This is a genomic window from Pseudoduganella flava (assembly GCF_007830495.1).
Taxonomy (GTDB): Bacteria; Pseudomonadota; Gammaproteobacteria; order Burkholderiales; family Burkholderiaceae_D; genus Rugamonas; species Rugamonas flava.
This window is the reverse complement of sequence record NZ_VLKW01000005.1, coordinates 434,953-461,745: the sequence shown is the minus strand read 5'-3', so window position 1 is coordinate 461,745 and position 26,793 is coordinate 434,953. Positions and strand designations below refer to the sequence as shown.

The following is a 26,793-nucleotide window of genomic DNA, read 5'->3' as shown; positions in this document are numbered from 1 at the left end:
GAATCAAAGGCGTACACCGTCGCGTCGAGGTCCACGCCGAACGGATCGCTTGCGTACAGCGGCCTGGCGATGCCGATCAAGTGCTGGGCCAGATCGGCATAGATTTGCCAAGGTCTCGTCGCGTTGGCATTGGCCAGCGTATTACGGGAAATCGTCGAGCAGCGAAAGCCCATGTGATACAGGCGCGCCCCTTGAGCTCTGAGATTGAGCTCGATGTCACGAAGGGACTCACGGTACGTGAGCTGGGCGAACGCCATCGCGAAGAACTGGTCCAGGCAAGTGAATTCCTTCACCTTGAAGTCTCCGCGATGCGCGGCGACGCAGCGCCTAAACGTAGTAAGCGGCAGATGCGTCATGACCTGCGCGAAGACGAGTTTGCCCTTGTGCATAGGAGCCCTTCGCGGTTTCCCGCAAAGGCTCCAAGTCTGCGCCAGAAATTGAAATCGAGACCAGACTAAAAGGGCAAAATCCCTCTTCGAATCAGACGGTTACGGCGTCCGACCGCTGCGACGTTGGGACACTACTGGGTCTGACCCCGATTTTTGGAAATGTTTGCGCTGTGCAGCTTTGATCAGTGCAGCTTCACCATCGGCGTGGTGCGCTTGATCAGGAAGCGGGCCAGGGCCAGCACGGCCGTGCGCAGCGTGCCCATGATGGCCTGGTGGTGCATCAGGTGCAGGCTGGCGTACATCATGCGGGCGAAGACGCCTTCGACGAACCAGTTCTTGCCCTGCAGTGAGCCCATCAGGCTGCCGACGGACGTCTGCTGCCCGAACGACACCAGCGACCCGTAGTCCCGGTACACATACGGCTTGCCACGCGGCGGCTGGCCCCGTTCGCGGCGCAGCAGCGCGTCCAGCAGGTAGTCGGCCTGCTGGTGGGCGGCCTGGGCGCGCGGCGGGACGGGCTTGCCGTCCGCGCCCACGCACAGCGCGCAGTCGCCCAGCGCATAGATGTCCGGGAATCCCTTGACCGCCAGCTCGGGCGTGACATCCACCTGACCGCCCTTCACGGTCGGCAGGCCCAGGTTCTTCAGGAAGTCCGGCGCCTTGATGCCGGCCGCCCAGACGACGATGTCGGCCGGGTACACGTCGCCCTTCTGCACGGTGACCTTGTCGGCGTCGATCTGCGTGACGCGGGTGTCCGGCACGACGCGCACTCCCCGTTCGGCGAGCAGCTCCGCCGCGGCGGCCGACACGCGTTCCGGCAGCGGCGCCAGGATGCGCGGCGCGCCTTCGATGATCGTGATCCGCACGTCGCGCATCGGCTTCAGGTCGCCGAAGCCGTAGGCCGCGTACACGCCGCTCGCCTCGCGGAGTTCGGCGGCCAGTTCCACGCCGGTCGCGCCGCCGCCGATGATGACGATGTCCACGCCCTGCTCGGATTGTTCCGTGGCCGCCTTCGCCAGCAGTTTCAGCAGCGTGAGGCGGAAGCGTTCCGCGTCCTCGGTGGCGTTCAGCGCGATCGTGTTCTCCGCCGCGCCGGGCACGCCGAAATAGTTCGACGTGCTGCCTACCGCCAGCACCAGCGACTCGAAGCCGATCGTCCGGCGCGGCAGCACGACCTCGGTGCCATGCGTGCCGGACTGCGTTTCGATGGGGCCGACGGTGATCGTGTGCGCGGCGGCATCGAGCGCCTCGAGCGCCCCGTACACATAGGTGAAGTGATTGTCGTGCGCGAGCATCTGGTAGGACAGCCCTTCCGCGTGGATGTCCAGCGTGCCCGCCGCCACTTCGTGCAGCGACGGCTTCCAGATGTGATACAGCCGGCTGTCGACGAGCATCACGCTGCCTGCTCCCAGCTTGCGGCCCAGTTTGCAGGCCAGCTCCAGGCCGCCCGCCCCTCCTCCCACGATCACATATTTGCTTTGCAAACGGTCCTCCCTGAAATGATGGCGTGCGCCTGGTGTCGGGTTCAGTCGCGGCCGTGCCCCCTGCCGTGGCCATTGCCATGGCCGTTCCCGTGACCCTTGCCATGACCGCGGTCGTCGCGGTCGTCGCGGTCATCGCGATAGTCGCGATGATCGGGGCCGCGCCCGCCGTGGTGCTCCTCGCGGTAGCGCGGCGCGTAGTCGTTCAGATACCAGTCATCGCGCACGAACAGCACGCGGCGGCCGCACGCGTTGTACTTGCCGCAGTGCTTGCTCCAGTGCTTCGCATGGCCCGGCGGTACGCGCAGGTACAGCGGTTCCTCGATCAGGCGGGCGGGACGCCGCACGATGACGGGCTCCGCGTAGACGACGGGCGGCGGCGCGTAGCCGCCGATGTCGATGCGGCCGTAGAAGTTGGGTTGGCCGACCGTGATCGAAACCTGGGCGGAGGCGGAACAGCACAGTGCCAGGAGGCTGGCGGCGAAGATGGAAGTTTTCATGTGAGCGGAAGATCTGAACAAAAAGATGGGCCGTGGCCCGGCCCCATTGTAGTGGTCCGGATCGCGCCCGTGTGTTCGCCAGCGCACACAACAGTTGCACACAACAAGTAACACCGCGTCAGGCAGCCTTCGCCAGCGCCCCCTGCAATTGGCCGATCGCTCCCTGCGCCTGGTTGATCACCTTGTCGGCGATCCGCTTGCGCATGCTCTGGATGCGCCCCGCCGCCTCCGCTTCCAGCATCAGCGGCGTGAGCAGCGCCGTGGCCGATTCGTAGAACGCGGCGCCGATCCGATCCAACTGCCCGATGAAGCTTTCCTCAGCCTCCTTCATGCGCCGGCGCAGCTCTTCCTCGAACGCGCGGCGCTTGTCGCGGATTTCTTCGCGCTTGCGCTTGTTCGTATCGGTCGCCCACTTGAACGCGGACGCCAGCAGCACGACGCCACCGACGATCGGCACCACCGGCGCCACGACGGGCACGACAACCGCCACGCCGAACAGGTAGGCCGCCGTGCCCGTGCCGGCCGCGGCGACGGCGCTGCCCATCAACGTCAGGTTGGCGGCCGTGTCGACCGTGTTGACGAGCCGCGTGCCGATGCGCAGCCGCGGCATCAGGCGCGCCAGCGCCGCATTGTGCTGGCGCGTGAACGCTTCGGCCTGCGTGATGCGCATGTCGGACTGGAACAGCCGCAGGTCGTGGTGCAGCAGGTCCAGCGCCTCCTGCTTGCGGCGCGCCACGCGGTCGATGCGGTGCTCCATCTCGCGGGCGAACTGCTCGCGCGCGATGCTCGACCACACCTGCTCGTCCTTCCACTGCTCGTTGTCGAGGCGTTCGGCGATCGCCACTTCGATCGCGTTGCCCGCGTCGTGCACCGCATCGTCGATGTCCTGCCACAGCATGCGTCGCTCGTACGCGATGCGCGAGTCCACCAGGGCGAGGCGCTGCAGCACCTGCTGGCGCAACTGTTCGGCCGTCGCCGCCAGGCTGGCCGCGCCGGCCTCCGGCGCCAGCGGCGCGGCGGCCTTTTCCTGGTAGGTGGCGATGCCCTGCTCGATCGTGTCGACGGCGCGCTGCACGACCTCGCGCAACTGCTCCTGCGTCATCATGCCGCCATTGAAGCCGCGGGCGTGATTGAGTAGCTCGACCTGGCCCGTGTCGCGGCCGAATTGGGCGACGGCGTCCACCAGGCCCTTGCCCTTGACCAGCTTGCGCGCCTGCGTGCCCAGGTTGTTCAACAGGCGCCGTTCCTCTTCGGGCGGCAGGCCGAAATAGTGCTCGGGCGTCAGCCGCAAGCCCAGCGCACGCGCCGCCTTCTGCGCCAGCGGCCGGGCGCGCGTGCCATGCAGCGCCATCAGCGGCTTCATCATCGCGAAGGCGCCTTCGCGCGCCGCCAGCTCGGCCGGCTGGCTGCTGCGCGCCAGCGCGTTCATCGCCCACTCGATCGTCACGCCGGATTCGATCGCGTTCAGCACGAGCGCCGTGAACACGGCCGATGCCTTGCCTTCGCCGGCCAGGTCCGTCACCGCCGCGAACTGCGCCAAGGTCACGCTGCCGTCGTCGCCGACGGCGATTGCGCCCAGCAAGCGAGCCAGCGCCGACGCGAAGCTCTGGTCCGTACACAAGTGCTCGTCGAGGGTCCGCAGTTTCAACGTGTGCTCGGGTGCGGCGGGTGTGATGTGCGGCGGTTCGGTGGTCGGCACGACGGTCCCCTCAATGGTTGATGCCTCGATGACATTTTAGCGGAAGCGCACCGCCGCCGGCCCGCGCACGCCAACGGTGCGGCGCCTGCCGCAGGCGCCGCATGGACCGCCGTGTGGCGGCGCCTTTACAACAGTGTGTTTGACGTGGCGCGGACTGGGGGGCGCGCCGTGCGTTTCCTTAAGGCACGAGTTCCGTGCGGCAACTACCGTTGCATCTGTACCTTACTCAACCAGGAGAAACGATGCGCATTCCATTCATTGCAGGCACTACCCGCCTGCGCTTATGTCGCTGTCGCGCCGCAGCTGCAACGCTCTGGCGCTTGTTCCTTGCCGCATGCACCCTCGTGCTGGCGTGCGGCGTGGCACGGGCAGCCCAGGACGTCACCGACAGCGTCGCCATCACGATGACCACGCCGGTGCTGAGCGCCACCGCGAACGTGTCCGACAGCGTCGTCACCATCACCAACACCTCTTCCTTCCCGATCGCCGCGCCGTTCACGCTGACGGTGAAGAACCTGTCCACGCCCGGCGTCGCGGTGGCCTGGCACACGGGCCTGGACGCGGCCGAGAACGCACTGGTCGCCGTGCCGCTGCCGCTCGGCCTGCTTGCGCCGGGCGCCGCGGTCTCCGTGACCGTGCGCTTCGCGAACCAGCGCCGGCAGCCGTTTACCTACGAGCTTGCCGCCGCCGGCACGCCGCTGCCGGACGAGTCGACGGTGGCGTTGACGGTTACCGTGCGCACCTATTCCGGCGACCCGGCGCAGCCGCTGGGCGCACTGGCGGGCAGCGGCGTAGGCATCGTTGTCGACGGTGCCGTGCGCGCCGTCACGGACGCGAGCAGCCAGGCCACCGTGCGCGTTCCCGTCACGCAGCAGTGGATCGCCGCCCGCCGCGCGCCCACCGGCGTGGGGCTGGCGCACCTCGTGCTGACGCCGGACCTGCCGAACGCCGCCGACATCGTGCTGACGGACGACGGCGAAGTGTTCGGCGACGCGACGCTGCGCTTCGACCAGGTGCTACACTCGACACTGCAGCGCAACCCGGCCGCGCTGACGGGCCACCTGACGAAGCCGGACGGCAGCCCGATCCGGCTCACCGACCTGGCCGGGGTGGAATTTCGCGACGCGTTCGAAAGCACGCTGTACGACATGACGGAATGGTTCACGGTCGATCCGGACGGCACGATCCGCTGCGTCCAGCCTGCCGCGCTGAACAACACGACCGCCGGCACCCAGGCCATCCTCGTGACGGGGCTCGACGCCGCGGGCACGCCCTACCGCGTGCGCATGACGGCGCATCTCGCGTCGGGCATGCCGCTCGTCAGCTCGCTGGCGCGGCCGCCGTCCGAGCCGGGCATGGACCTGGGCGGCATCACGGTCGTCGGCCGCAGCCTCCTTGCCGGCGCCGTGCAGTCGACCGTCACGGATGCGAACGGCAACTTCACGCTGCCGCTCCTGCCCTCCGGCCTGGTGCGCGTCACCGCGACGGTCGAACGCGCCGGCCGCCACTACAGCGTCCTGGCCCTCGTCGACCCGGACAGCAGCCGCACCGCCGAGCCGCTGCAACTGCGCGGCACAGCCGAGCTGCACGCGGCGCTGCCGGCCACGCCGGCCGACCCGGCCGACCGCAGGGTCGACGTCGAAGCGGAGTCCGTCGATGCCGGCACGACCGTGCGCACGGCGGCGCTGGCGGTGCCGCGCGGCACGGCCGCGGTCACGCTGGCCTACGAGGCGACCCGGCTGTACGGCGGCCAGCCACCGAACGACACCTACTTCGTGCGCGTGTACGACGGCCATTCCGGCAAGGTGCTGTTCACGGAGGCGCGGCGCAACGGCCAGCCGCGCGCCGTCGACACGCAATGGGGCCGCGACAACCGGACGGGAACCATCGAACACGAGCTGGACGTGGCGGCCGCGACCGCCGACGCCGACGGCGAGCTGATCCTGGAGGTGGGTGAAACCACGGCAAGCTACAACATGTCCGGCTACGCGGCCTCGCTGGCCGCATCGCTGCGCCTGGACCGCGGCATGATCATCGACGGCCTCGTGCTGCCCCAGGACCCGCAGATCGTCGACAACGACCTGCGCCGCTACAGCATGCCCGACGACGGTGCCACCAATGTGTTCCACCGCATGGCCCAGCTCGACATCCGCAAGCCGGCCGATGCCGTCGTTACCAACGTGCAGGTCGACACGGAACTGCGCGACGACACGCTGACCGTGCTCAGCGAGGCGCCGGGCCAGGACGTGGAGCTGGCCGGCGACACCATCCGCACACCGCTGACGTTCAAGCCGGCGCCGGCGATGGTATCGGCGCAGCGCGCCGCGTTCGACAGCTCGCTGGTGATGCACTACCGCTTTGTCGTGACGGCACAGGCCGCCGATGGCACGGTGCTGACGGCCGAGCGCCGCGCGCCGGGCAAATGGCCGCTGTGGCACGCGCCGGCAGGACTGGCCCGCTATGGCATGCGCGAGCCGGGCGGCGACGACTGGGTGTCCGATTACGCCTACCGCTGGCTGGTCCGCAACGCCGCCCAGCTGCCGCCGGTGAACGACTTCTCCGGCGAGCACGGCAACAACCTGGGCCATGCGACGCACGGCCGCGGCGGCGAATTCACGCTGTACCACTTCTACACCTTCAGCGGCGCGAATCCGGACAGCGGCCTGTCGAACTACCGCCGCCTTGTCGCCCGCATCAAGGAACTGCCGCTGCAGGCCAGCACGGACCCGGCCACGAAGGCCACGGGCCAGGCCGCCGCGGCGGAAGTGAAGGCATGGGTGCTTGCCAGCCGGGCCGGCATCGACAAGGTGGCCGCCATCGCCGGCGTGCGCGAAGTGAACTACATCCGCGGCGGCCCGGATGCGGCGGGCATCTCCGGCGGCGACTGGGGGCGGCGGCTACTGATGACGGGCCGCGTCACCGTCAACGGCAGCAACTTCGACCTGGCCGTGGGCAACTGGGACAACCAGCGCTACTGGCCGCGCGTGGGCCAGTACCACCACCTGCAGGTGCGCCTGTCGGGCGAGTAAACGTCCAGCGCCGCGGGTGTTGCCTGGCGCCGCGCCGGCGGCGCCTCAGGCCCCGCCGGTGGCCAGCACCAGCGTCTCCTTGATCTCCTCCATCACCACATAGCTCTTCGACTGCGCCGCGCCGGGCAGGTTCAGCAGCATGTCCCCCAGCAGCTTGCGGTACTCGGCCATCTCATGGATGCGCGCCTTGATCAGGTAGTCGAAGTCGCCCGACACGAGGTGGCATTCCTGCACCTCGGGAATGCGCAGCACCTCGCGGCGGAACTGCTCGAAGTGGCTGGCCGATTTCTGGTTCAGCGTGATCTCGACGAACACCAGCAAGGTGGCGCCCAGCGCGGCCGGGTTCAGCCGGGCGTGGTAGCCGGTGATCACGCCGTCGCGCTCCATCCGCTTGACGCGCTCGATCGCCGGCGTGATCGACAGCCCCACCTGCTCGGCCAGATCCTTCATCGACATCCGCCCGTCGTCCTGCAGCAGGCGCAGGATCTTGCGGTCGAGCTTGTCCAGCCCGCGCACTGACTCTTTTTGCGTTCGCATGAATTTTTCCTGTTTTCTGCGTTATTTATAGTAACAATCACTGGAGAAACAAACTTATCATAGTAAAAATCCACTGACAACAATTCCTATCTCGAGGCATACATGCGCGTAGTCATTCTCGGCAGCGGCGTCATCGGCGTCACCACGGCTTACTACCTGGCCAAGGCCGGGCACGAGGTCACGGTGCTGGACCGCCAGAGCGGGCCTGCGCTGGAGACCAGTTTCGCGAACGCCGGGCAGATCTCGCCCGGCTACGCGTCACCCTGGGCCGCGCCCGGCATTCCGCTGAAGGCGATGAAATGGATGGTGCAGCGCCACGCGCCGCTGGCGATCACGCTGGACGGCACGCTGTTCCAGCTGCAGTGGATGTGGCAGATGCTGAAGAACTGCAATGCCGACAGCTATGCCGTCAACAAGGAGCGCATGGTGCGCCTGGCCGAATACAGCCGCGACTGTTTCAAGGCGCTGCGCGCCGCCACCGGCATCGTCTACGAAGGCCGCCAGCAAGGCACGACCCAGCTGTTTCGCACCCAGCAGCAGATGGACGATGCGGCCAAGGATATCGAGGTGCTGAAGGAAACCGGCGTGCCGTATGAACTGCTGGACGCCCGCGCGCTGCTGGCCGTCGAGCCGGGCATCGCCAGCGAACGGCTGGTGGGCGGCCTGCGGCTGCCGAACGACGAGACGGGGGACTGCCAGCTGTTCACGACGCGCCTCGCGGCGATGGCCGAGCAACTGGGCGTGAAGTTCCGTTACAACGTCGACATCATGGGCCTGGACGTGGCCGGCGGCGAGATCGCCGGCGTACAGTGCGCCGGCGAGCGCGTCACCGCCGATTCGTACGTGGTCGCGCTGGGCGCCTACTCGACGCCGCTGCTGCAAGGCCTGGTGGACATTCCCGTGTACCCGCTGAAGGGCTATTCGATCACGGTGCCGATCGTGAATGCGGACCGGGCGCCGACGTCGACGATCCTGGACGAGACCTACAAGATCGCCGTCACCCGTTTCGACGAACGCATCCGCGTGGGCGGCATGGCGGAGATCGCCGGCTACGACAAGCGCCTCAACCCGCGCCGCCGCGCCACGCTGGAAATGGTCGTGGGCGACCTGTTCCCCGGTGCCGGCAACACCGCCGAGGCCACGTTCTGGACGGGCCTGCGCCCGATGACGCCGGACGGCACGCCGGTCGTCGGCCGCACGCCGGTGCGCAACCTGTTCGTCAACACGGGCCACGGCACGCTGGGCTGGACGATGTCCTGCGGTTCCGCGCAACTGCTGGCCGACATCATGTCGGCGCAGCGCCCGGCGATCTACGCGGACGACCTGTCGGTGGAACGCTATCGCCGCGCCGGCGCCGCGCGCCAGCCGCGGCTGGCCGGCGCCTGACGGCGTGCGCCTGCCCAACACCCCCGTGCCGCGTCGATTGTGCGCGGATCGGCCGGTGCGTATAATTTGGGCATGAATAAACTGGAAGCCTTCGGGCACATTGCCGCGCTCGCGATCAGGGGCGATCTCGTGTTCCCCACCAGTGTCAACGCCGCCCTGCGCGTGCAGCTTGCGCTGGAAGATCCCGACACGCCGATCGACGAGGCCATCCGCCTCGTGCTCGCCGAGCCGCAGCTGGCTGCCCGCACCGTGGCGCTGGCCAACTCCGCGATGTTCAACCGCAGCGGCAGCACCGTGACGAACGTGCGCGCGGCGATCACCCGCGTCGGCTACCACAATCTGTATGCGCTGGCCGCCGCGATGGTCGTGCGCCAGTTCGGCAGCAAGATCGCCGACAAGGCGCTGCGCGAGAAGGCCGAACAGCTGTGGCAGCACACAGTCCACGTCTCCTGCCTGGCGCGCCTGATCGCCCGCGACGTCACCGAGGTGAACCCGGACACGGCGCTGTTCGCCGGCATCGTGCACGAGGTGGGCGGCTTCTACCTGCTGTCGCGCGCCGACGAATTCCCGGGCCTGCTCGAACCGGATCCGGACAACTGGCAGCCCGCCAGCGAAGAAATCATCACGCGCGAGGTGATGAACAAGCTGGGCATCCCCGAACCCGTCGCCAGCGCGATCGAAGGCCTGCGCGACGGCTTCCTGGGCGTGCCGCCCGAAAGCCTGCTCGACACGCTGCTGCTGGCGAACCACTTCGCCCCCGTCGCATCGCCGCTGGCGCAGCCGCGCGAGGAAACCCCGCAAGCCGAGTCCGTCGTCGACCTGTTCATCGACGAGGAGATGGCCAAGCGGTTGCTGGCCGAGGCGGAAAAGGATGTCGCATCGATGAACGCGGCACTGCTGGTCTGAGCGCCCCGCTCACCGAATTGTATTACCCCTTCTTGCGTTACCCCGTCAGGCCAGCGCCGCTGCGGGACCGAAGAACTCGTAGTACGTCTGGTTCTCCGGCACACCCAGTTCGCGCAGCGAACGCTTCACCACCTGCATGAACGGCTGCGGGCCGAGGAAATACGCGTCCACGTCGCGCGACGCGGGCAGCATTGCCGCCAGCTTGTCGCGGTCGATCAGGCCCACCGCATCCGGTTCCGGCTGCCCTTCCATCTGTTCCGCATACACGTAGTAGCGGCGCAGTTGCGGGTGGCGGCCGGCCAGCTCGTCGACGTGGTCGCGGAACGCATGCACGCCGCCATGGCGCGCCGCGTGGATGAAATGCACTTCGCGGCCCGCGGCCAGCGCGGCCGGCAGCATCGCCAGCGCCGGCGTGATGCCGACGCCGCCCGTGATGAACACGACCGGGCGCTGCGTGTCCGCCAGCGTGAACGCGCCGGACGGCGGCAGCAGTTCCAGCACGTCGCCCTCGCCCACCTGGTCGTGCAGGTGGTTCGACATCTTGCCGCCCTGCTCGCGCTTCACGCTGATCTGGTACGTCTTGCCGTTCGGCGCGGCCGACAGCGAATAGTTGCGGCGCTGTTCGACGCCGCCGATGACGGCGCGCACGCCGATGTACTGGCCCGGCAGGAAGTCCATCACGGCGCCGCCATCTTCCGGGCGCAGCACGAATGAGGCGATTTCAATGCTCTCGTGACGCTTGGCCGCGACGACGAAGCGGCGCAAGCCGTTCCAGCCGCCCGGCGCATGCGCCTGCGCCTGGTAGACCTGGCCTTCGGCACCGATCAGGATGTCGGCCAGCTGGCCGTACGCCGCGCCCCATGCTTCCAGCACGGCATCCGTTGCCACCTCGGCACCCAGCACCTCGCGGATCGCCTTCAGCAGGCTCGCGCCGACCATCGGATAGTGCTCCGGCAGGATGTTCAGCGAGACGTGCTTGGCGACGACCTGCGCCACCAGCGGGCCCAGTTGATCGAGCTTGTCGATGTGCTTCGCATACATCAGCACCCCGTTCGCCAGCGCGCGCTGCTGCGCGCCGCTGTGCTGGTGCGCCTGGTTGAAATACGGCTGCACCGCCGGGTAGTCGCGGAACAGGATCGGATAGAAGTGGCGGGTCAACGCCTCGCCGCCCTGCTCGAGGATCGGAACGGTGGCGGATACGATGGCGCGGTGTTCGGCTGACAGCATGGGAATCTCCTTTTGGCTCGCGTCGTTAAACATGCATACATTCTGCATGTTTAACGACGCGCGCAAAATAGGACAAAATGTCCCACCGCCGTGTCACCGCGGCTTGATCGAGGTTATGGCGCGGGCCGGCGCTGCGGCATGTGCCGCAGGATCGCGTGTTCCTGCTTGCGCGCGCCGGGCAGCAGGTCGGCCAGCGTGACGCCGTCCAGCACGGCCAGGAAGGCTTCGGTGGCTTCGTGCAGTTTGCCCTGCAGGCCGCAGGCGCCGGAGAATGCGCAGCCGGCGCTGTCCGGGTCGAAGCACTCGGCCATGTGGAAATCGGATTCGCTGGCGCGCACGACGGCGCCGATATTGATGTCGCCCGGCTCGCGCTTCAGGCGCAGCCCGCCGTTGCGGCCGCGCACGGTCTCGACGAGGCCGGAGATGCCCAGCTGGTGGATCACCTTCGTCAGGTGGTTTTTCGAGATGCCGTGCAGGTCCGCGATGTCCTGGATCGTGGCCAGGCGGTCGCGGTGCAACCCCAGGTACATCAGGGAGCGCAGCGTGTAGTCGGTGAAGGTCGTCAGTCTCATGGTGCAGCGCCATTATACGCGGCCCGGGCCGCGCCGCCGGACTCAGGCCCCCGCTTCACTGCTTGCGCTCGTAGTCCTCGCGCACGTGCTGGGAGATGTACGTGGACAGCCCGCGCCCTGCCGTGGCCAGCGCCTTCATCCGCTCGACCCGCTCGCGCCCGGTGACCGCGTAGGTGTATTCGTAGACGTCGCCGCCGACGAACTTGACGGCGATGGCGTCGGGCCGGATGTCGTAGGCGAGCACGCCCGAGTGCCCTTCCAGATTGCGATAGCGTTTCATCGGCGAGAGTCTAGCGCCGCCTGTGCGCCGCGCGCGCACGGGATGGTGCAGCAAGCGCACTGGGCCAAACAGTGCGCCCGTTTTGCGTAAGACAAACCCAGACCCAAACCCCGGGGTCAGACCCGACGGGTCTGACCCCAGCTTTTGCCGTTGGGGTGAACGCATGCAATTTTGGCGCACCAGCTTTCACAGCATAACCTTCAGTGGGCCGTCTCCGGCATCAGCACCGACAGCAGGTTGACCAGCTTCGTCGTGTCCATCGGCTTGACGAAGTAATGGTCGAAGCCGACGGCGATCGAGCGCTCCTGGTCTTCCTTGCGGCCATAGCCGGTGACGGCGATCAGCTGGGCCTGCGCCGTCTGCGGCAGCGCGCGCAGCCGCTGGGCCAGCTGGTTGCCGTCGATGTCCGGCAGGCCGATGTCGAGGAAGCACACCTGCGGCGCATGGGCGCGCGCCAGCTCCAGCCCTTCGGCGGCGCGGTGTGCCACGTAGACGTCGTGCCCGGCAGCCTCGAGGAACAGCGCCAGCGTCTGCGCCGCATCGATGTTGTCGTCGACGACGAGGCAGCGCAGCCGGCCCGGGCGGCGCTCCGTGTCGGGCGTGGGCGCGGTGCCCCCCGGCGGCACGGCGGCCGGCAGCTCCTCGTACGGCAGCTCGACGGTGAAGGAACTGCCCTGCTCCAGGCCGGGGCTTTCCGCGCGCACGGAGCCGCCGTGCAGCGTAACGAGCGTGCGCGCCAGCGCCAGTCCCAGCCCAAGGCCGCCCTGCGACCGGTCCGACGTGCGCTCGGCCTGCGTGAACAGCTCGAACACGCGCGTCACCAGTTCCGGCGCCATGCCGATGCCGTCGTCCGCCACGACGAGGCGCACCACCGCGCCGTCGCGCTGCAACGTGACGCGGATGTGGCCGTATTCCTGCGTGTACTTGGCGGCGTTGTTGAGCAGGTTCGCCACCACCTGCACCATTCGCTTGTGGTCGGCGTTGATGCCCATCGGGGTGTCGGGGATGTCCAGTTCGAGCTGCTGGCGCTTCGACTTGAACAGCGGGTAGGCCTGCTCCACCGCGTCCTCGACGACGCTGCGCAGGTCCAGCGGCTGGCGATTGAGCTTGACGAGGCCGCGCGTGACGCGCGACACGTCCAGCAGGTCGTCGATCAGCCGCGTCATGTGCTCGACCTGACGGGCGATGATCTCGGCGGTACGGGCGACGGCCGGGTTGTCCGCATGCGCCATGCGCAGCACCTGGGCGCCGGAGCTGATCGGCGCCAGCGGGTTGCGCAGCTCGTGGGCCAGCATCGCCAGGAATTCGTCCTTGCGCCGGTCCGCCGCCTGCAGCGAGGCGGCCGCCGCATCCCGTTCCAGTTCCTTCTTCTGCAGCGCCTGCGCCATCTCGTCCAGCGAGCGCGCCAGCCGGCTGATTTCCTCGTTCTCGTAGCGCATGCCGGTGCGCGTATCGAGCGAGCCGGAGGCGATCCGGTCCGCCGTGCTGGCCAGCGTCTGCACGCGCCGCACGATCAGCACGTCGCCACCGAACCACGCCGCCAGCAGCGCCAGCGTGATCGTCGCGACGAGGCCGACGATCGCGATCAACTGGTCGCGGGTGGCCGCCGCCACGATCTCTTCATAAGGTATGCCGATCATCACCGTGTAGTCCGAGATGTCCGGCTTGCCGACGCGGGCGAACGCGTACAGCCGCTCGACGCCGTCGTCGTCCGTCAGCACGATCGGCACCTTCGGCAGCAATGCGGCCGCCTGCCGCAGCTGCGGCGTGATCGGCTTGCCGAACCACGCGGCGGGATCGGGCCGGCGCGAGATGATCGTGCCTTCGCCGTCGACGGTCCACAGCACGGAGCCGGGCGACAGCTGCACGTCGAGCACGAACTTGTCCAGCTCGACGAGGTCCATCGCCGCGAACAGCACCGCGACGACGGTATCGCTCTTGATGACGGGGTAAGTGAGGTTGATCGTGTGCCGGCCGATCACGCGGCCGAACACGTAGCTGCCGGCGATGAAGCGCCGCTCGGCGACGGCGCGCCGGAAATGCACGCGGTCGGCCAGGTTGACGAGGCCCACCGAGGCCACCGCGCTGCATGTGACGTCGCCGTTCAGCTGGATCAGGCCGAAGTTCACGTAGTCCGTGTTCTTCGACAGGATGTCGGACAGCAGCACGCTGCAGTCTTCCTGGTTGCCCAGCAGGTCCGGGATCGACGACAGGTCGCGCAGGATCTGGCGCGCGCCCTCGATCGACTGCGCCTCGTTGGCCGCGGCCAGGTTGGCGACCCGCTGCAGGTTCTCGCGCGCCACCTCGATCGCGTGCTCGCGCTCGCGCAAGCCCGTCAGCACCGTCATCGCCGCCATCGGCGTGATCGCGAGCGCGACGAGCAGGATCAAACGCCCGCGCAAGCTGTTCATGCGAGGCACGGGCGCGGCCCCTGTCAGCCTGGGACCCGTGCGGCGGGACGTTCGGCGCCGCGGGCGGCGAGCCGGTTGCCCAGCGCGATGATCGCCTCCACGCCGCGCCGCAGCGTGGCCTCGTCGTCGGCGATGTAGCCGATGCGGATGAAGCCCGGGCAGCCCAGCGCCTCGCCCGGCATGATCGCGACGCGGAACTCCTCGATCAGCGTTTCGGCGAAGGCCACCGTGTCGAGCGTCAGGCCGGTGATGTCGCCCCACAGGTAAGGGCCGGAATCCGGCGCGGCGATCGCGATCCACGGCACCGGCTCGAACATGCGCACGACGAGGTCGCACCGCACCCGGTAGTCGGCCAGCAACTCGGGCACGTCGCCGACGGCGAACGCCGCCTCGGCCGCCACCTGCGTCAGCGCCGGCACGGCCGCCGTGATCGGCCCCTGCAGCGCCTCCATCGCCTTCACCCACGTGGCCGGGGCGCAGGCGAAGCCGGCGCGCCAGCCCATCATCGCGTAGCTTTGCGACGCCGAGAAGATCGTCACGATGCCCAGTTTTTCCCAGTCAGCGCAGGCGGCCAGGCTGTGGTGCTCGCCGTCGAAGATCAGCTTTTCGTAGCTCTCGTCGACGATGCAGTGGGAGCCGCGGGCACGCAGCCAGTCGCGGATGTGACGGAGTTCGGCCTGCGTGTACACCTTGCCGGTCGGGTTGTGCGGATTGTTCACGATCAGCACCTTGGCCCGCGGCAGGCGGTCCAGGAATGCGGCATCGACGACGTCCGGCTGGTCGACCAGCACGATGTCCAGCCCCAGCAGCTGGGACGTGGCCACGTAGGCGGGCCAGTGCGGCCGCATGACGATCACGGTGTCGCCCGGGTCGGTCATCACGTACAGCGATTGATACAGCGCCTGCTTGGCGCCGTTCGTGACGATCACGTGGTGCCCTTCGGCGGTGATATGGTTTTCGTCGACCAGCTTGGCGGCCAGCTTGGCGCGCAGCGGTACGGCCCCGCCGACCGCGGTGTACGGCAGCAGCGGCTCCTCGACGGCGGCGCGCACGGCGGCGCGCACGGATTCGGGAGCGGGGAAATGCGAGATGGCGATCGAGAAGTCGATCACCTCTTCTCCTTGCAGCTTCAACAGGTCCACACGCTCATGCATGGCGGTGGTGGCGAGCGGCCGGGCCGCTGCGATGCGCTTCGATACGTGCATGTCTCGCTTTCTTATTTGTAGTGAAGTTATCGACACATTTTACCAAAATGCAATTTTTATGTGTGTGCTTCGAACATATCGTGCGCGCCTGTGCGGCCAAACGTGGCAGAGCTGTGCTATCGACAGTCTAACTCTATAATGCCGCCAACAGGAGATCGAGATGAACCGCGCATTGCACCCGTATTTGCTGGGCACCGCCGCCGCGGTCACCGTCGTGCTGGCGGCGCTGGCCGGGTGGGCGTTGTTCGGGCCGCGCACACCGCCGCCGCGCGCCGCGGCCGACCAGACCGCGCAACCGGCGGCTGCGCGCATCGAGCGCTATGGCCGCGCGCTGCAGGATGGGATGGCGGGCATGAAGTACGTGGCTACCGAGGAACAGCTGGCCCGGCCCCGCCAGGGCTACCGGGTGACGTTCGAGACGGCCGACGCCAGCCTGCTGAAGGCGCGCGACGATGCCGCCAACGCGGCGCGCCAGGCCGCGTGGCAGCAGCGCTTCTGCACCGACGAGCTGCGCGGCGAGATGCGTGCGCGCCAGGTGAACGTCGTCACCGGCCGCGTCGTCGATGGCGGCGGGCGTACGCAATACGTGGCCGACTGCGTGGCCGGGCAGCCGGCGCCGCAGTCCGGCCCGGGCGGGCCGCTGCTGTAGGGATTCAGGCGGCCAGCGGGCGGCGCGCCAGCATCGTGCCGATGTCGTCGGCCGGCACCGGTTTCGAGAACAGGTAGCCCTGCATTTCGTCGCAGCCGTATTGCGCCAGGAACGCGCGCTGCTGCTCCGTCTCGACCCCTTCGGCGATTACCCGCATCTGCAACTGGTGCGACAGCGAGATGATGGCGCGGGCAATGGCCTGGTCGTCCGCGCTGTGGGCCAGGTCGCGCACGAACGACTTGTCGATCTTCAGGCGGCTGATCGGAAACGACTTCAGCGCGGCCAGGCTCGAATAGCCGGTGCCGAAGTCGTCGATCGACAGCGCGATGCCCATCGCTTCGAGCTCGCGCATCTTGTCGACGGCCTGCTGCACGTCGCGCATGATCAGGCTTTCCGTCACTTCCAGTTCCAGCCACCGCGCGTCCAGCCCGGACTCGGCCAGCGCCTCGGAGACGCGGGTGACGAGGCGCCGGTCGTCGAACTGGCGCGGCGACACGTTGACGGACACGCTGATCGGCGCCAGCCCGTCTTCCTGCCAGCGGCGCGCCTGCCGGCACGCTTCGCGCAGCACCCATTCACCGATCGCGACGATCGTGCCGCTCTCCTCGGCCAGCGGGATGAACACGTCCGGCCGCACCAGGCCGCGCTCGGGATGCTGCCAGCGCACCAGCGCCTCGACGCCGAACACGCGGCCCGTTTCCAGGTCCACCTTCGGCTGGTACACGAGGCGCAGCTGGCCTGCGCCGACGGCCTTGCGCAGCCCGTCCATCAGCGCCAGCTTCTCTTCCAGCGTGGCGTTCATCTCGTGGGCGTAGAACTGGCAGTTGTTCTTGCCCAGCTCCTTGGCCCGGTACATCGCCGCGTCGGCATTCATCATCAGCGTGTCGCGATCGCCGCCGTCGCGCGGGAAGACCGCCGCGCCGATCGAGCAGCTGACCTGCACCGGCTGGCCGTCCAGCACGACGGGTTGCACGACGGCGGCCAGCACCTTGTCGAGCAGCGCGGCGCGGTCGGTGTCGTCGCCGGACTGCGGCAGCACCAGCACGAATTCGTCGCCGCCGAAGCGGCCCACGGTATCGGCCTTGCGCACGCAGTCGACCATGCGCCCGGCCACCGCCTGCAGCAGCTCGTCGCCGGCCGTGTGTCCCAGGCTGTCGTTGACGAGCTTGAAGCTGTCCAGGTCGACGAATGCCACCATCACTTCGCTCCTGGTGCGCTCGGCCTGGCGGATCGCCTGCTCCAGGCGGTCGCCGATCAGGCTGCGGTTCGGCAGCCCCGTCAGCGCGTCGTGATGGGCCATGTGGACGATGCGCGCCTCGTCGCGCTTGCGCTCGGTGATGTCGCGCAGGATCGCCACCGCGCCACCTTCGACACCGACGACCTGCCAGTGCAGCCATTCGGCGCGAAATTCCGGCATGTCGTTGTGCCACTCTTCCTGGTAGGTGCCGCCCGCCACCGTGATCTTGCACAGCCGCTCGAACATGCCGTTCTGCCGCGCGCCCGGCATCCATTCGCACAGCGTGTGCCCGCGCAACTGGTCCTTGCTGCGGCCCGTCATCTGCTCGGCGCGCGAGTTCGCCGACACGATGCGGAAGTCGGTGATGTCCTTGTCGGCGCCGCGAACCGCACGCAGCACGAAGAACGCGTCCATGTTCGCTTCCGACGCGGCGGCATAGGTTTCCTGCGCGCGGCGGATACGCCGGCGCGTCTTGGCGCCCTGCCACGACCATGCCCACACGATCCCCACCAGCAGCACCAGCAGGACGGACGCGACGCCCGCCTCCCACAGGTGGGTGCGGCGCTGCTGCTCGTAGCCGGCCATCTGCTCCGCTTCGGCAAGGCCGACGACGGCCACCAGGCCATACGCCCGCAGCGGCCGCGCGGCCGTGTAGCGGCGCACGCCGTCCAGCCCCACGTCCCACGGCTGCGCGGCCGGCCGGGTCCACGCGGCCAGGTCGATGCGCTGCCCCCATGACGCACGCTCGCCGACCCGGGCGGCGCGCATCACGCCGTCCGCGCCGACGATCGCCAGCAGGCCGCGGTCGCCCTGGCGGGTCCGCTCGTAGCCGCTGGTGAAATAGGCCGGATCGACCTCGAGGATCACGACGCCGGCAAACGTGCCGCCGGGCCCGTTCAGGCGGCGCGTGAAGTGCAGGTGCCACTCGCTGCGGGCGCTGTCGCGCATCGTCTCCGCAACGTACGGCTGCCCGGAGTCGCGCTCGCGGTGGAACTGGAAGTAGCGCTCGCGCTCGACCGACTGGCTTGGCGCGGCCGGATTGCTGGCCACCACGTGCCCGCCCGCGTCGGCGATGCTGACGACGAACACGAGACCGGGCGGCAGCAGCCCTTCCTGCGCCAGTTCGGGCAGCGCCTGCCCGGCGCCCTTGCGCTCGGCCGCGTACTTGATCAGCTTCAGGGTCTGGTCGATGCCGTTCAGGTTGCGCGCCACCTGCGCCTCGTAGGTATCGAGCAGTTCCAGCACGGATTCGCGCGCGGCCTGCCCGGCCGCGGCGCGCTCGTTCGCCAGGAAGTGGAACGTGAAGGCCCAAATCATCGCCAGCAGCAGTACCGCGAACAGCGGCAGCGACACATAGGTTTCCAGGCCCAGGCGCAGCCAGCGCACCAGCCGGTTGTCGGGACGGGGGGTCGTCATCAGCGCACCATCAGCACGGCCTTGACGGTGGCATCGAGCGCCGAACGCTCGATGTAGCCGATCATGCCGGGGTTGTCGGCGACGAGCTTCCTGACGGCGGCGCTGCCGGGCGCTTCGCGCGGCGGCTGGCCGCGGCCCGTGAAGATCATCTTGGTCCAGTAGGCCTTCATCAGCGCCGGCGAGCGGTGCGCCACCTTCTCGTAGAATTCGTCGCGCAGCGGCGAGCCGATGTTCTGGTCGATCGCGATCGCCTCGCTGCCGTCCGGGAAGCGGTTGGCTTCGGCAAGGAAGATGTCGGCCACCTGCTCGGGCCGCAGCGCCGCGGCGGCCGCGCGGGCGGACACGATCACCACGAGGTCCGATGCGTGGGCCGGGCTCACCGCCAGGGTTCCCAGCGCCAGCGCGAGCAGCGTCTTTCGGCGTTGTCGGTTCATCGTCGCCACCCCGTCAGAACACGAAGTCGATGGCGACGCTGGCGACGCCGAACGGATGGCCGATCCGGTAGCCCGGCTGCACGTTCGTCAGCGTGCCCGACGTGCCGCCGTGCGGGCGCACCCGGTCCAGCTGCAGCTTGAACGCGTAGTTCGGCGCGAAGTCCCAGCGCATGCCGGCGCTCGCGGTGCGTTGCTCGGCGTTCGAAGCGAGCCAGCTGTTCAGGCCCGCATTCAGTTGCTGCGCGGTGCGCGCGGCCGCCGGTGGCAGGCCCGCGGCGGGCACACCGGGCGAACTCGTCTCCATATTGTTCTCGACCTGCGCATACGTGACGTACGGCGTCACGCTGCCGAGGCGCCAGCCGCCGCTCAGGTAGCCGCCGGTCTGGTCGCCCAGCAGCGCGCGCGTGTCGACGCGGCCCACCTCGCCCATCAGGAACCAGCGACCCGGATCGTAGTTGAAGCCGGCCGACAGCACGTACACGCGGCGCGACGTGAAGTCATAACGCTCGGCCAGCGCCCGGCCCGCCGGGCCGAATGCCCGAAACGTGTCGAAATACGGCCGCGCCTCGTCCACCTTCAGGTGCGCTTGCGCCACCGTGCCGCGCAAGGTCAGCGCGCCGACGGTCGCCGTGTGCGTCAGGCCCAGCACGTTCTCCGATTTGCCTGGCACGTTTCCCCCCAGGCGCATCGCCGAACGGCCGACGATCGCCTGCGTTTCCTGCTTGGTACCCCAGCCATTCCAGCGCAGCGACGCGTCGACGCCGTCGCTGTTCGAGATCGGCATCAGGATGTACAGCTCGACGGGCGTGCGCACCCAGGGCAGCGCGTAGCTGGCCTTGCGGTAGTCCGCCGCCAGGAACAGCGGCAGCGCGATGCGGCCGGCCCGTACCGACAGCTCCGGCGTCACCTGGTACTTCACGTAGGCCCATTCCACGCGTGGCCGGTACGCGGCGTCCGCCGCGCGCTCCTCGATGACCTGCGCCACCGCCGACCAGTGCTTGTCGAACTGCGCGCCCAGTTGCGCGCCCAGCCGGCTGTCCACGTCGAATGCCCAGTCGCGGCTGTAGCCGGCGCTGCCGCGCGCGATCTGGCTGGCCGTATAGTCCGCCTGGGTTTCCGTCGAATGCACGGCGGACAGCGTGCCGAAGCCGCCGAACGTCCACTGCGTGTCCGCCCTGGCCGCGCCAGGGTCCGCGCCCAGCGCAACAACCAGCGCGGCGGGAAGGAACAGCGATATACGATGCGTCGAATTCATCTTTTGTCGGGCCATGGATGGGCAAGCACGCACGAATGCATGCAACAAGATCAAAAAAACAAGAGATTGGGCGGAACCGCCGTCAACGAAATGTCAAGCGGAGCGCGGCACGGGGATCGGGGACCGCGCGGATGAGCTCACTTTAAGGGACGGGCCGGTGACTGTCGATTAGTTTCCTCAAGGAACTACCCAAAAAGCAGCGCCAACCGTCGTCGATACAACAGTAGAATGGACTTATCGCAAACAAAGGATGAACTTTTGGATACGTCTTGTGGAACGCTCATCGTCAACGGCGCCGGCCAGCTGCTGCTGTGCCACGTGACCGGCACACGCAACTGGGACATCCCGAAAGGCCTGCAGGATCCAGGCGAAACGCCGCTGCAGGCGGCCCGCCGCGAGCTGTTCGAGGAGGCCGGACTGGAGTTCGCGCCGGAGCATTTCTCCGACCTGGGCGTGTTCGACTACCGCCGCGACAAGCGGCTGCACCTGTTCCGCGTGGACGTCGGCGACGAACTGTGCTCGCTCGATCACCTGTCCTGCACGAGCTTCTTCCCGCACCGCGTGACGGGCGCCGCGACGCCGGAAGTGGATGGCTTCCGCTGGGCCAGCCGGGATGATGTGCGCACGTTGTGCTGGCCCAGGATGGCCGAGCGGTTGCTGGCGCTGGACTGGTAGCTCAGCGCGGCCGGGCCAGGCGCTCGGCCAGCCATGGCGGCACGAGCCGCAGCAGCGCGGGCGCCGACACGGCCGGCAACCCGACGCCGGCCGCGCCGGGCTCCTGGAAGACGTGGTTCACACCCGCAATCTCGACGATCGTGGCGGTCGGATGGCCGTCCAGCGCGGCCTTCGCCGCGGCCACCGTGCCGGGCGCCAGCACGTCGTCGCCGCTGCCGAACAGCGCCAGCACGGGGACGCGGATGCGTTGGAAATCGTCTGCCGTGCCGGAGTCGTACATCGACAGAAGTGCCGGCGTATCGAGCAGCGCCACCATCCCTTCGGCCTGCGCTATCGTCGCGCCCGTCGCGCCGAATGACGCCACCGCGCCGGCCCGCAGGCGCGCCACCTCGGCCGGCGCCGCATCGGCGAGCCGCGCCTCCATCCACTGGTGTACCGCGGCCGCGATGTGTTCGATGGCCGTTGGCGGCGTCCCCTGCGCGGCAAGCCGGCTGCGCAGGCCCAGCATGAACGGCGCACCGCGCTTGCCGATGGGCGCGGCCAAGGTCACCACGGCGGCGATCGCCGGATCGCGGGCGGCCAGCACCGGCGCGACGACGCCACCCTGGCTCAGGCCGACGAGTGCGATACGGCGCGGATCGATGTCCTTGCGCGTGCGCAGGTACGCCACCGCCGCGGCGGCGTCGCGTTCCATCAGCGGGAGCGCATCGACGAAGGTACCGGTGGATGCGCCGACACCGCGCTTGTCGTATTCGAACGTGGCGATGCCAGCGCCAGCAGGCGATCGGCCAGCACGTTGAACACGCCGCGCCGGCTCGCCCCGCCGCCGGACAGCAGCAGCACGATGGGATGGGGCCCCGGCCCGGCCGGCAGACGCAGCGTGGCGGCCAGCACGACGCCGGGGTCGGAGGGTACCCGCGCCTCCTGCGGCGCGGGCAGGTCGTCGTTGGCCTGCCCGGCCACGCAGGCCAGCAGCAGCGCGCACGCCAGCAGCATCCGGTAACGGCTCATCGCAGGCCCTCTCGACACGGCGGCCACGACGGCCGCCGGTCGATTCTACCCTGCCGCCGCCCCGCCTGCTATGTCGGCCCGGCCGGCGCCAGCGGCGCGTTCGACGGCCCGTGCAGCACCTGGCCCGCGATGTCGAAGCGCGAACCGTGGCACGGGCAGTCCCACGATTTTTCCGCCGAGTTCCAGTGCACGGCGCAACCCATGTGCGGGCAGGCGGCCGACAGGAACGTCAGCTTGCCGTCCTCGGCGCGGTGCACCGCCATCAGCTTCAGTCCATCGCGGATCAGCGCGCCCTCGCCCGGCGGAATGCGGTCCGGCGCGCTGACTTCGCCGCCCTGCAGCCAGTCGGTGTACTGCGCCAGCACATTGGCCTGTTCCATCGCGAAGTCCGTCAACCCGTGCAGCGGCGAGCGGCCCGGGTCGTACAGCGACACCCACGGATTCGCGCGGCCCATGATCAGGTCCGTGATCAGCATCGCGCCGGCCGTGCAGTGCGTCATGCCGTTGCCGGAGTCGCCCGTGATCACGTACACGTTGGCCCGGTCGGTGGGATTGCGGCCCAGGTAGGCGACGCCGTCGGACGGTTCCATCACCTCGCCGGACCAACGGTACGCCACTTCCTGCGCCTGCGGGAAGCGCCGGCGCGTCCACGCCTCGATCTCGTCCCAGCGGTGCTGCGGCGCGCCTTCCTGGCCCGTCTTGTGGTCCTGGCCGCCGACGACGAGGATGTCGTACGCGCGTTCCTCCTGCTGCGCATCGAGCCGCACGTAGTAGTACGGATCGCCCGTGTCCCACAACAGGAAAGGTTTCAGCGCACCGCGCGGCACCTTCAGCCCGACGACGTACGAGTGGTATGGCGCCACCTTCGTGTGCATCACGAAGCGGTTGTTGAACGGCGTGTTCGTCGCCACGACGACGGCCTGCGCATGCACGGTACCCTTCTCCGTGACGACGTCGGTGCCCTTGACGTCGCGCGCCCGCGTGTCGCCGTGGATCCGGCCACCGAGGCGCTTGACGGCGCGCGTCAGGCCCGCCAGGTATTTGACGGGGTGGAATTGCGCCTGGCGGTGGAAGCACAGCGCCGGGCCGGTGTCCCACTCCAGGCCGGGCACGCGCAGCAGCCGCGTGGCCGCGATGCCGAGCTTCTGCACGCACGCGTGCTCGCGGTCGACCACGTCCGCACCGCCGCTCTCGGCCGGCACGAGGTAGCCGTCCAGCCGCAGGAAGTCGCACTGGATGCTCTCGGCCTGCACGATCGATTCGACGAGATCGGTCGCGCGTTCGTAGCTGTCGCGCAGCAGGCGCGCCTTGGCGTCGCCGAAGCGCCTGGCGATCTCGAAGTAGCGCTCGTCCGGCGGGAAGAAATGCGCGGTGGTGCGGCCTGTTTCGCCGGCGCCCACCTGCAGCGCCTCGACCAGCACGACCGAGCGGCCTTCCCTGGCCAGCAGGTAGGCCGCCGTCAGGCCGGCGATGCCGCCGCCGACCACGCAGACGTCGGCCGTGGTGTCGCCTTCAAGCGGCGGGTGGACGGGGACCTGCGCGGTGTCCGTCCACAGGGAGACCGTGGCGGCGTTGGTACGCATGCGGCCCCCCGTCAGCCGCGGCGGCGCTTCAGCAGATACCAGGCGATGCCCGCCGCGGCGGCACCGATGGCGGCCTTCTGCGCCAACCCGCGCTTGTTGTGCTGCCATTCGGCCTTGATGCCCATCTCGCCCAGAACATTCGGCACGTGGCCCCGCGCCAGGTCCTCGACCAGCCCTTCGACGACGTCGACGCGGTCGGCCAGCATCAGGAGCCACCAGTGCCGCAGGTCGTTCTCGGTTTCCTTGAACGCGGCGCGGCGGAGCATGCCGGACACGCCGCGCGGCGGATTCGGGCTGCCGTACAGCGGCGTGATGCCGGGCCGTTCCGGCGAGACCAGCACCTCGACGGTTTCCGGCTGCTGCTCCGGCTGCGTCAGCGGCGCGTCGATGCGCGGCGGCGTGCGCTCCATCGGCACGCCGGGACGGTTCTTGCGGTCCAGGTCCGCGCCCCAGCCCTGGATCGCCGAGCGGTCGACCGGCGGGCGGCCGTGCTGGAACACGGCCACGTCGTGGCTGTGGCCATGGTCATGCCCATGTTCGTGATGTTCGTGTGCCATATGCCCTCCTCAATGCAGCGCGGTGGATGCGACGGCCCGTACCTCGCGGGCCGACGGCGGGATCAGTACCGTCTTGATGCAGTTATCCAGCTTGCTGGAGAAGATGTGGTACGCATCGGCCACCTCTTCCAGCGGCACGCGGTGCGTGATGATCTGTTTCGGATCGATGCGGCCAGCCTGGATATGCTCGATGAGGCGCGGCAGGTGGCGCTTCACGCTGGCCTGGTTCATCCGCAAGGTCAGGCCCTTGTTCAGCGCATTGCCGATCGGGACCGCGTTGAACGTGGGGCCGTACACGCCGACGATCGACACGTTGCCGCCCTTGCGCACCGAGTTGATCGCCCAGTGCAGCGCGGTGGCGGAGCCGGCCTGCATCATCGCGTACACGCCGGACAGCGTCTGCGCCGCGTTGCCGGCCGCCTCGCAGCCGACGGCGTCGATGCACACGTCGGCGCCCAACCAGTCCGTCATCTTCTTGATGTGCATGGCCATGTCGCCCACTTCGCGGAAGTTGACGACCTCGCACTGCGCGTAACGGCGCACGAAGTCGAGGCGGTATTCGACGTGGTCGACGACGATCACGCGGCCGGCACCGAACAGCCATGCCGACTTGGCGGCGAAGATGCCGACCGGGCCGGCGCCGAACACGACGACCGTATCGCCTTCGCTGATGTCGCCCATCTCGGCGGCCTGGTAGCCCGTCGGCAGCGCGTCGGTCAGCAGCACCGCATCGTCTTCATGCAGATCGGCCGGGAGCACGGTGGGGCCGATGTCGGCCATCGGCACGCGCACGAACTCGGCCTGGCCGCCGTCATAGCCGCCCGCCGTGTGCGAGTAGCCGTAGATGCCGCCCACGGCCGAGGCCTGCGGATTCGTGTTGTGGCAATTGCCGTACAGCTCCTTCTGGCAGAAGAAGCACGAGCCGCAAAACACGTTGAACGGCACCAGCACGCGGTCGCCGACTTTCAGCTTCGTGACCTGCGAACCGACTTCCTCGACGATGCCGACGAACTCGTGGCCGAACGTCGTGCCGACGCGGGTGTCCGGCACGAGGCCGTGGTAGAGGTGCAGGTCGGAGCCGCAGATGCACGAACGGGTGACGCGCACGATGGCGTCGCCGGGGTGTTCGATGACGGGATCGGGCTTGTGGTCGGCACGGACGCGGAACGGTCCGCGGTAATTCATCGCCAGCATGGGATTCTCCTCTTATCGGGTGGCGGCGCCGTGCGTGGCGCCGCGGCAAACACGAGACGAAAAAAAGCCGCCCGCAGGCGGCTCGTTGCGCGCGCCGATCAGCGCGTGGGCAGCGGCGGCGTGGTCGTGCCGGTGGTACCGGTCGTGCCCGTGCCGGTCGTGCCGCTGGATGTGCCGGTCGTGCCGGCGCCGGAGCGGGTGGTGCCCGAGCCCGAGGTGCCCGAGGTGCCGGACGTGCCCGTGGTGCCCGTCATGCCGGAGCTGGACGTGCCGCTGGTGCTGCCCGAGGCGCCGGACGTACCCGAGGTACCGGACGTGCCCGAAGTGCCCGAGGTGCCGGACATGTCCGACGAGCCCGCGGTACCCGACGTGCCGGAGGTGCCCGACGTGCCCGACGTGCCGCTTGGCGGCGTGCTGTTCATGCCGGCCGTGCCGCTGGCGCCGCGCCAGCTGTCGGTTCCGCCGGTCGTGCCGCCGCTGGACGAGCCGGAGGTCGTGCCGCTGGTGGACGTGCCGCTGCTGGACGTGCCAGATGCGCCGGTGTTCATCTCGGTCGAGCTGGACCCGGCCGTGCCGCTGGCGCCGGACGTGGTCTGATCCTGGGCGCCGGTGCTGTGCTTCTTGGACTTCGAGGACTTATGTTTCTTCTTCGTCACTTGCGACTGCTGATCGGTGTCGGTGCTTTGCGAGCTGGTCGATTGAGCCGCGACACCTGCGCTGACGAGCATGGCCGCCAGGATCACTGCGAGTTTCGTCTTCATAACATTCTCCTTTGCTTTGTGGATGCTCTTGGCGAGATGGCAATTCTGTCATGCCACTCGGCGGCTGCACGTAGGAATACATGCCGTCGAACGGTCGGAACTACTCCAAGCAAATTGCAAATATCGCCACGAGGAAAATGAAGGCGCTGTTCGCGTTAGCTGAGCTTTCATCCTGGAACGGAACTTATCGCAGAGATCACGGTCGCTCCTGCTGCAGGGGTGCAACCGCCGCCCGGAGCCAATGCTCGGGAATGGTCAGCACCGCCGCGTCGAGGATCATTTGCCAGCCGGCGTAATTGGCCAGGTAGCGGCTCGCGACACCGCAAAAACAGCGCAGCCAGGTCTTGAAGCGGCTGTGCCAGCCGTTGACGCCATTGACGTGAATGGCGCCGCGCGCGT

At 68.6% G+C, this 26,793-nt stretch carries 23 protein-coding genes and 1 pseudogene; 6 read left to right on the top strand and 18 right to left on the bottom strand.

What is annotated here, in order from left to right:
- From IP92_RS15955 to IP92_RS15940, 4 genes are all read right to left on the bottom strand, one after another.
- The coding region (locus IP92_RS15955) for a DUF4372 domain-containing protein (protein WP_145876619.1) at nucleotides 1-389 on the bottom strand (389 nt) is incomplete at its 3' end.
- Between the two features lie 182 nt (nucleotides 390-571).
- Nucleotides 572-1,873, bottom strand: coding sequence for an NAD(P)/FAD-dependent oxidoreductase (locus IP92_RS15950; RefSeq protein ID WP_145876616.1), 1,302 nt, complete (start codon nucleotides 1,871-1,873; stop codon nucleotides 572-574).
- 41 nt (nucleotides 1,874-1,914) lie between these two features.
- Nucleotides 1,915-2,370, bottom strand: coding sequence for a hypothetical protein (locus tag IP92_RS15945; RefSeq protein ID WP_145876614.1), 456 nt, complete (start codon nucleotides 2,368-2,370; stop codon nucleotides 1,915-1,917).
- 118 nt (nucleotides 2,371-2,488) lie between these two features.
- A complete protein-coding gene (locus IP92_RS15940; protein ID WP_229418814.1) occupies nucleotides 2,489-4,069 on the bottom strand; it encodes a hypothetical protein in 1,581 nt (526 codons plus the stop codon).
- Between the two features lie 320 nt (nucleotides 4,070-4,389).
- Here IP92_RS15940 and IP92_RS15935 point away from each other — a divergent pair, with 320 nt between their 5' ends.
- Nucleotides 4,390-7,098: a collagen binding domain-containing protein gene (locus tag IP92_RS15935; RefSeq protein WP_145876612.1), complete on the top strand. Its 2,709-nt coding sequence runs from the start codon at nucleotides 4,390-4,392 to the stop codon at nucleotides 7,096-7,098.
- Between the two features lie 45 nt (nucleotides 7,099-7,143).
- Here IP92_RS15935 and IP92_RS15930 read toward each other — a convergent pair whose 3' ends face one another.
- The gene (locus IP92_RS15930; RefSeq protein ID WP_145876610.1) at nucleotides 7,144-7,635 is read right to left on the bottom strand and encodes an Lrp/AsnC ligand binding domain-containing protein; all 492 of its coding nucleotides are present in this window, start codon (nucleotides 7,633-7,635) and stop codon (nucleotides 7,144-7,146) included.
- A 102-nt stretch (nucleotides 7,636-7,737) separates the two neighbouring features.
- Between IP92_RS15930 and IP92_RS15925 the strand changes: the two genes are divergently transcribed.
- Together IP92_RS15925 and IP92_RS15920 are read left to right on the top strand one after the other, a co-directional pair.
- Nucleotides 7,738-9,021: a D-amino acid dehydrogenase gene (locus IP92_RS15925; protein ID WP_145876609.1), complete on the top strand. Its 1,284-nt coding sequence runs from the start codon at nucleotides 7,738-7,740 to the stop codon at nucleotides 9,019-9,021.
- A 72-nt stretch (nucleotides 9,022-9,093) separates the two neighbouring features.
- The gene (locus tag IP92_RS15920; protein ID WP_145876606.1) at nucleotides 9,094-9,927 is read left to right on the top strand and encodes an HDOD domain-containing protein; all 834 of its coding nucleotides are present in this window, start codon (nucleotides 9,094-9,096) and stop codon (nucleotides 9,925-9,927) included.
- A 45-nt stretch (nucleotides 9,928-9,972) separates the two neighbouring features.
- Here the strand turns inward: IP92_RS15920 and hmpA are convergent, their stop codons facing one another.
- From hmpA to IP92_RS15895, 5 genes are all read right to left on the bottom strand, one after another.
- Nucleotides 9,973-11,154, bottom strand: a complete 1,182-nt coding sequence (gene hmpA, locus IP92_RS15915; protein WP_145876604.1) for an NO-inducible flavohemoprotein — start codon at nucleotides 11,152-11,154, stop codon at nucleotides 9,973-9,975.
- A gap of 113 nt (nucleotides 11,155-11,267) precedes the next feature.
- Nucleotides 11,268-11,726 carry an RrF2 family transcriptional regulator gene (locus IP92_RS15910; protein WP_145876602.1) on the bottom strand — a complete coding sequence of 153 codons (459 nt, stop codon included), beginning with the start codon at nucleotides 11,724-11,726 and terminating at the stop codon, nucleotides 11,268-11,270.
- Nucleotides 11,727-11,781: 55 nt separating this feature from the next.
- Nucleotides 11,782-12,006 carry a hypothetical protein gene (locus IP92_RS15905; protein WP_145876599.1) on the bottom strand — a complete coding sequence of 75 codons (225 nt, stop codon included), beginning with the start codon at nucleotides 12,004-12,006 and terminating at the stop codon, nucleotides 11,782-11,784.
- A 200-nt stretch (nucleotides 12,007-12,206) separates the two neighbouring features.
- Nucleotides 12,207-14,417, bottom strand: coding sequence for a hybrid sensor histidine kinase/response regulator (locus IP92_RS15900; protein WP_145876596.1), 2,211 nt, complete (start codon nucleotides 14,415-14,417; stop codon nucleotides 12,207-12,209).
- A 23-nt stretch (nucleotides 14,418-14,440) separates the two neighbouring features.
- Nucleotides 14,441-15,622, bottom strand: coding sequence for a pyridoxal phosphate-dependent aminotransferase (locus IP92_RS15895; protein WP_145876594.1), 1,182 nt, complete (start codon nucleotides 15,620-15,622; stop codon nucleotides 14,441-14,443).
- A gap of 160 nt (nucleotides 15,623-15,782) precedes the next feature.
- On the opposite strand from IP92_RS15895, the gene IP92_RS15890 reads away from it, so the two are divergent.
- Nucleotides 15,783-16,271 (top strand): hypothetical protein, encoded by a 489-nt coding sequence (locus IP92_RS15890; RefSeq protein ID WP_145876590.1) that lies wholly within the window; start codon nucleotides 15,783-15,785, stop codon nucleotides 16,269-16,271.
- A 4-nt stretch (nucleotides 16,272-16,275) separates the two neighbouring features.
- Here the strand turns inward: IP92_RS15890 and IP92_RS15885 are convergent, their stop codons facing one another.
- Genes IP92_RS15885 through IP92_RS15875 form a run of 3 tightly spaced genes read right to left on the bottom strand, consistent with a single transcriptional unit; the run spans nucleotide 16,276 to nucleotide 20,613 of the window.
- On the bottom strand, nucleotides 16,276-18,924 hold the full coding sequence (locus IP92_RS15885; RefSeq protein ID WP_145876587.1) for a bifunctional diguanylate cyclase/phosphodiesterase: 2,649 nt from the start codon (nucleotides 18,922-18,924) through the stop codon (nucleotides 16,276-16,278).
- Nucleotides 18,924-19,358: a type 2 periplasmic-binding domain-containing protein gene (locus IP92_RS15880; protein ID WP_145876585.1), complete on the bottom strand. Its 435-nt coding sequence runs from the start codon at nucleotides 19,356-19,358 to the stop codon at nucleotides 18,924-18,926. The genes IP92_RS15885 and IP92_RS15880 overlap by 1 nt, the downstream gene beginning before the upstream one ends.
- 13 nt (nucleotides 19,359-19,371) lie before the next feature.
- A complete protein-coding gene (locus tag IP92_RS15875) occupies nucleotides 19,372-20,613 on the bottom strand; it encodes a hypothetical protein (protein ID WP_145876583.1) in 1,242 nt (413 codons plus the stop codon).
- Nucleotides 20,614-20,871: 258 nt separating this feature from the next.
- On the opposite strand from IP92_RS15875, the gene IP92_RS15870 reads away from it, so the two are divergent.
- Complete coding sequence (locus tag IP92_RS15870; protein WP_158206855.1) at nucleotides 20,872-21,288, top strand: NUDIX hydrolase; 417 nt, start codon at nucleotides 20,872-20,874, stop codon at nucleotides 21,286-21,288.
- A gap of 1 nt (nucleotide 21,289) precedes the next feature.
- Here IP92_RS15870 and IP92_RS15865 read toward each other — a convergent pair whose 3' ends face one another.
- The 4 genes from IP92_RS15865 to IP92_RS15850 form a co-directional block, all read right to left on the bottom strand.
- Complete coding sequence (locus IP92_RS15865) at nucleotides 21,290-22,273, bottom strand: alpha/beta fold hydrolase (protein ID WP_145876578.1); 984 nt, start codon at nucleotides 22,271-22,273, stop codon at nucleotides 21,290-21,292.
- 94 nt (nucleotides 22,274-22,367) lie between these two features.
- Nucleotides 22,368-23,882: an FAD-dependent oxidoreductase gene (locus tag IP92_RS15860; protein WP_145876576.1), complete on the bottom strand. Its 1,515-nt coding sequence runs from the start codon at nucleotides 23,880-23,882 to the stop codon at nucleotides 22,368-22,370.
- A gap of 11 nt (nucleotides 23,883-23,893) precedes the next feature.
- Nucleotides 23,894-24,439, bottom strand: a complete 546-nt coding sequence (locus IP92_RS15855; protein WP_145876573.1) for a hypothetical protein — start codon at nucleotides 24,437-24,439, stop codon at nucleotides 23,894-23,896.
- Between the two features lie 9 nt (nucleotides 24,440-24,448).
- Complete coding sequence (locus tag IP92_RS15850) at nucleotides 24,449-25,633, bottom strand: zinc-dependent alcohol dehydrogenase (RefSeq protein WP_145876571.1); 1,185 nt, start codon at nucleotides 25,631-25,633, stop codon at nucleotides 24,449-24,451.
- Nucleotides 25,634-25,738: 105 nt separating this feature from the next.
- On the opposite strand from IP92_RS15850, the gene IP92_RS29915 reads away from it, so the two are divergent.
- Nucleotides 25,739-26,230, top strand: a complete 492-nt coding sequence (locus IP92_RS29915; protein ID WP_158206854.1) for a hypothetical protein — start codon at nucleotides 25,739-25,741, stop codon at nucleotides 26,228-26,230.
- Nucleotides 26,231-26,590: 360 nt separating this feature from the next.
- On the opposite strand, the pseudogene IP92_RS15840 reads toward IP92_RS29915, so the two are convergent.
- Nucleotides 26,591-26,793: pseudogene (locus IP92_RS15840) on the bottom strand (IS1595 family transposase); the annotation flags it as partial.

Excerpts from the sequence above, each read along its gene's own strand:
- IP92_RS15875 (WP_145876583.1), bottom strand. The coding sequence starts at position 20,613 with ATGAATTCGACGCATCGTATATCGCTGTTCCTTCCCGCCGCGCTGGTT.
- IP92_RS15920 (WP_145876606.1), top strand. The coding sequence starts at position 9,094 with ATGAATAAACTGGAAGCCTTCGGGCACATTGCCGCGCTCGCGATCAGG.
- IP92_RS15895 (WP_145876594.1), bottom strand. The coding sequence starts at position 15,622 with ATGCACGTATCGAAGCGCATCGCAGCGGCCCGGCCGCTCGCCACCACC.
- IP92_RS15855 (WP_145876573.1), bottom strand. The coding sequence starts at position 24,439 with ATGGCACACGAACATCACGAACATGGGCATGACCATGGCCACAGCCAC.
- IP92_RS15910 (WP_145876602.1), bottom strand. The coding sequence starts at position 11,726 with ATGAGACTGACGACCTTCACCGACTACACGCTGCGCTCCCTGATGTAC.
- IP92_RS15890 (WP_145876590.1), top strand. The coding sequence starts at position 15,783 with ATGAACCGCGCATTGCACCCGTATTTGCTGGGCACCGCCGCCGCGGTC.
- IP92_RS15850 (WP_145876571.1), bottom strand. The coding sequence starts at position 25,633 with ATGCTGGCGATGAATTACCGCGGACCGTTCCGCGTCCGTGCCGACCAC.
- IP92_RS15880 (WP_145876585.1), bottom strand. The coding sequence starts at position 19,358 with ATGAACCGACAACGCCGAAAGACGCTGCTCGCGCTGGCGCTGGGAACC.
- hmpA (WP_145876604.1), bottom strand. The coding sequence starts at position 11,154 with ATGCTGTCAGCCGAACACCGCGCCATCGTATCCGCCACCGTTCCGATC.
- IP92_RS15930 (WP_145876610.1), bottom strand. The coding sequence starts at position 7,635 with ATGCGAACGCAAAAAGAGTCAGTGCGCGGGCTGGACAAGCTCGACCGC.
- IP92_RS15885 (WP_145876587.1), bottom strand. The coding sequence starts at position 18,924 with ATGACGACCCCCCGTCCCGACAACCGGCTGGTGCGCTGGCTGCGCCTG.
- IP92_RS15925 (WP_145876609.1), top strand. The coding sequence starts at position 7,738 with ATGCGCGTAGTCATTCTCGGCAGCGGCGTCATCGGCGTCACCACGGCT.
- IP92_RS15860 (WP_145876576.1), bottom strand. The coding sequence starts at position 23,882 with ATGCGTACCAACGCCGCCACGGTCTCCCTGTGGACGGACACCGCGCAG.
- IP92_RS15945 (WP_145876614.1), bottom strand. The coding sequence starts at position 2,370 with ATGAAAACTTCCATCTTCGCCGCCAGCCTCCTGGCACTGTGCTGTTCC.
- IP92_RS15900 (WP_145876596.1), bottom strand. The coding sequence starts at position 14,417 with ATGAACAGCTTGCGCGGGCGTTTGATCCTGCTCGTCGCGCTCGCGATC.
- IP92_RS15905 (WP_145876599.1), bottom strand. The coding sequence starts at position 12,006 with ATGAAACGCTATCGCAATCTGGAAGGGCACTCGGGCGTGCTCGCCTAC.